Origin of the sequence: Paenarthrobacter sp. CM16, from assembly GCF_013179505.1 — a bacterium.
Taxonomy (GTDB): Bacteria; Actinomycetota; Actinomycetes; order Actinomycetales; family Micrococcaceae; genus Arthrobacter.
On record NZ_JABMCX010000424.1, the window covers coordinates 1 to 2,957 of the forward strand.

5 protein-coding genes are annotated in these 2,957 nt (G+C 59.4%); all 5 read left to right on the forward strand.

Going from position 1 to position 2,957, the window contains the following annotated elements; genetic code table 11:
- The first annotated feature begins 363 nt into the window (after positions 1–363).
- From rpmH to HP499_RS22855, 5 genes are read left to right on the forward strand one after another with little or no spacing between them, the layout of a single operon-like run.
- Complete coding sequence (gene rpmH / locus HP499_RS22835) at positions 364–501, forward strand: 50S ribosomal protein L34 (protein ID WP_011776797.1); 138 nt, start codon at positions 364–366, stop codon at positions 499–501.
- Between the two features lie 41 nt (positions 502–542).
- Complete coding sequence (rnpA, locus tag HP499_RS22840; protein WP_172326353.1) at positions 543–953, forward strand: ribonuclease P protein component; 411 nt, start codon at positions 543–545, stop codon at positions 951–953.
- 1 nt (position 954) lies between these two features.
- A complete protein-coding gene (gene yidD / locus HP499_RS22845) occupies positions 955–1,368 on the forward strand; it encodes a membrane protein insertion efficiency factor YidD (RefSeq protein WP_375154268.1) in 414 nt (137 codons plus the stop codon).
- A 16-nt stretch (positions 1,369–1,384) separates the two neighbouring features.
- Positions 1,385–2,368, forward strand: a complete 984-nt coding sequence (yidC, locus tag HP499_RS22850; protein WP_172326355.1) for a membrane protein insertase YidC — start codon at positions 1,385–1,387, stop codon at positions 2,366–2,368.
- Entirely contained in the window at positions 2,368–2,919 is a 552-nt protein-coding gene (locus HP499_RS22855; RefSeq protein WP_026541018.1) for a R3H domain-containing nucleic acid-binding protein, read from the forward strand. Before yidC ends, HP499_RS22855 begins: the two co-directional genes overlap by 1 nt.
- The last annotated feature ends 38 nt before the right edge of the window (positions 2,920–2,957 follow it).

The window sequence follows — 2,957 nt, forward strand, 5'->3', positions numbered from 1 at the left end:
GACATTGGGCTACTGAGCCACTCTAGGGGATGGAATCGCTAGAAGATAGCTGGGAAGTTGCCTGTGGATAATTACACCGTTGTTGTTCTGGAATACGGCCTGTGAGCCACTTCATCCACAGGCTGGGAACGACGGTTGGGCACAGCTGTGGATAGCTCCGCGGCAGGCTCCCGGTTTGACTGGGGGTACCTTTTTGCCCTAACGTTGTGAAGTCCTTTGTGTCCGCTTTTGAGATCAGTTGTAACCCCGTACGTTCACCGTGCGGAAGGCAACGGCGGCAGGCACATACAAAACTTAGCGTCGGCCAGTTCTTCCCCTTTTTTGATCGGGTGGGCGCACCTTTGATCCACTGGAGTAACTAACGTGAGCAAGCGGACTTTTCAGCCGAATAACCGCCGTCGGGCCAAGAAGCACGGCTTCCGCCTTCGTATGCGCACCCGTGCCGGCCGTGCCATCCTGGCTGCCCGTCGCGGCAAGGGCCGCGTCGAACTGTCGGCGTAAATAACTGACTTGTCGGTCAGGGTCTTTTTGCGGGTTCGACGGTGCTAGCCACCCCTAACCGTCTGCGGACGTCTACCGACTTTTCAACAACTGTACGTTCCGGCGTCCGCAATGGACGCCGGAACTTAGTGTTATATACGGCCCCTATCGGGGCCGGGGAGCCGAGTCGAATCGGTTTCATTGTCTCCAAAGCCGTCGGGAACGCCGTGACCAGGAACCTCGTTAAGAGGAGACTGAGAGAAGCAGGCGCACTGTCCTTGCATACGCATGGAACGGGTCTGGCGGTAGTGGTCCGGGCGTTGCCCGCAGCTGCATCTGCCAGCTGGGAGCAACTGCTCTCTGACTACAACGCCGCACTGGCAGTGACGACGAAGCGATTGAGTGGCTCACTCCCACGCAGCGCTTCGACCGAACACAACGGCACCACAACGGAAGGGACACCGCGTGCATGACATAAGCACCGCCGTCGTTCCTTCCTCAAGCGACCCCTCCGGGAAGGCTCCGCATCGGAGCCTTCCGGCGGCGGTTGGCACCTTCCTCTGGGAACTGCCCCGCAACATCCTGATCCTGTTGCTGAAGACGTACCGCAAGGTCATCTCACCCCTCTACGGCCAGGTCTGCCGATTCTTTCCGTCCTGTTCCGCGTACGCGCTGGAAGCAGTGACGGTGCATGGTGCCGTGAAGGGTACCTGGCTCGCAGCCAAGAGGCTCGCCAAATGTCACCCCTGGAACGCCGGTGGAGTGGACCATGTCCCCGCCGGCCACCGTCATTGGCCCGAAGGCCGGACGCCCACAATTGTTGTACTGAACAATCCGGACCAGTTCCTGGCTGCTCAGGCTGATGAAGAAGGCCGCTCGGCGGCCTAACGAATAGGGATATCGTATGGACTTCTTTGAAACAATCATGTTTCCGTTCAAGTGGCTGGTGTCAATCATCATGGTTGGCTTCCACGAGGGACTGAGCTTCATTGGCCTGCCCGCCGCGAACGGCTGGACGTGGACTCTGTCCATCATCGGCCTTGTGTTGGTGATCCGTGCCGCACTGATCCCTGTCTTCGTCAAGCAGATCAAAGCGCAGCGCGGCATGCAGCTGCTGCAGCCGGACCTGAAGAAACTTCAGACCAAGTACAAGGGCAAGACCGATCAGCTGTCCCGCCAGGCCATGGCGCAGGAACAGATGGCGCTGTACAAGAAGCACGGCACCAACCCTTTCTCGGCCTGTTTGCCGATGCTGATCCAGATGCCGTTCTTCTTCGCGCTGTTCCAGGTGTTGTCGGGTATCTCGACGAACGCCAAGCAGGGCCAGGGCGTTGGCGCGATGAGCCATGAGCAGGTAGTCCAGTTCGACTCATCCAGCATCTTTGGTGCGCCATTGTCGGCGTCGCTGCTCCACGGTGACCCCAGCGGCGGGAACAGTGCTGTGGCTGTTTGGGTTCTGAGCATCATCATGATCATTGCCATGACGGCCTCGCAGTTCATTACCCAGAAGCAGATCATGGCCAAGAACATGTCCGAAGAGGCCATGGCCAGCCCGTTCATGCGCCAGCAGAAGATGATGCTCTACATCCTGCCGCTCGTTTTCGGTATCGGTGGCATCAACTTCCCGATCGGTGTCCTCATCTACTGGACCACCACCAACCTGTGGACCATGGGCCAGCAGTTCTTCGTCATTCGCCGTATGCCCACCCCGGGTTCCCCTGCCGCCAAGGCACTGGAAGAGCGCCGCGCCGCCAAAGGCCTCCCGCCGCTCCTGGGTGGAAAGAAGACCGCCGACGCCGCCGCGGAAGCCGAAGCTGCAGCTGCTGCTGCCGCCGAGATCCGTGCCCAGCGCGTCCAGCCACAACGTAAGAACAGGAAGAAGAAGTAATGTCTGCCGAGAGCACTGAAGAAGTTATCGCCGCTGTGACTGAAGACCAGGACGAAACGCAGGAAGAGACGCAGTCCAAGACGGCCAGCCGTCTCGAGGAGGAAGGCGATATCGCCGCCGACTACCTTGAGGAACTCCTGGATATTGCCGATATCGACGGCGACATCGACATTGAGGTCCGCAACGGACGCACCTACATCTCCATCGGCGCCGATGAAGAATCCGCAGCGTTGGATAGCCTGGTGGGCCGTGACGGTGAAGTGTTGGAGGCTCTGCAAGAGCTGGCTCGCCTCTCCGTACTCTCTGCGACGGAGAACCGTTCACGCCTCGTCCTGGACATCAACGGATACCGCAAGGAACGTGCCGGCGTTCTGCAGAAGATCGCCGAAGACGCCGTAGCCAAGGTCAAGTCCGACGGCGGTACCGTCGCCCTTGAACCGATGAGTGCTTACGAGCGCAAGATCGTTCACGACGCCGTGGCTGACCTTGGGTTCGTTTCCGAGTCAGAAGGCGAAGGCGCAGGCCGTCACATCGTCGTTTCGGCTGACTAGCAGCTCATGGTCGAAATAACCGCAGCTGAACTTGAAGC

Coding starts and splice junctions, on each gene's coding strand:
- HP499_RS22855 (WP_026541018.1), top strand. CDS start 2,368: ATGTCTGCCGAGAGCACTGAAGAAGTTATCGCCGCTGTGACTGAAGAC.
- yidC (WP_172326355.1), top strand. CDS start 1,385: ATGGACTTCTTTGAAACAATCATGTTTCCGTTCAAGTGGCTGGTGTCA.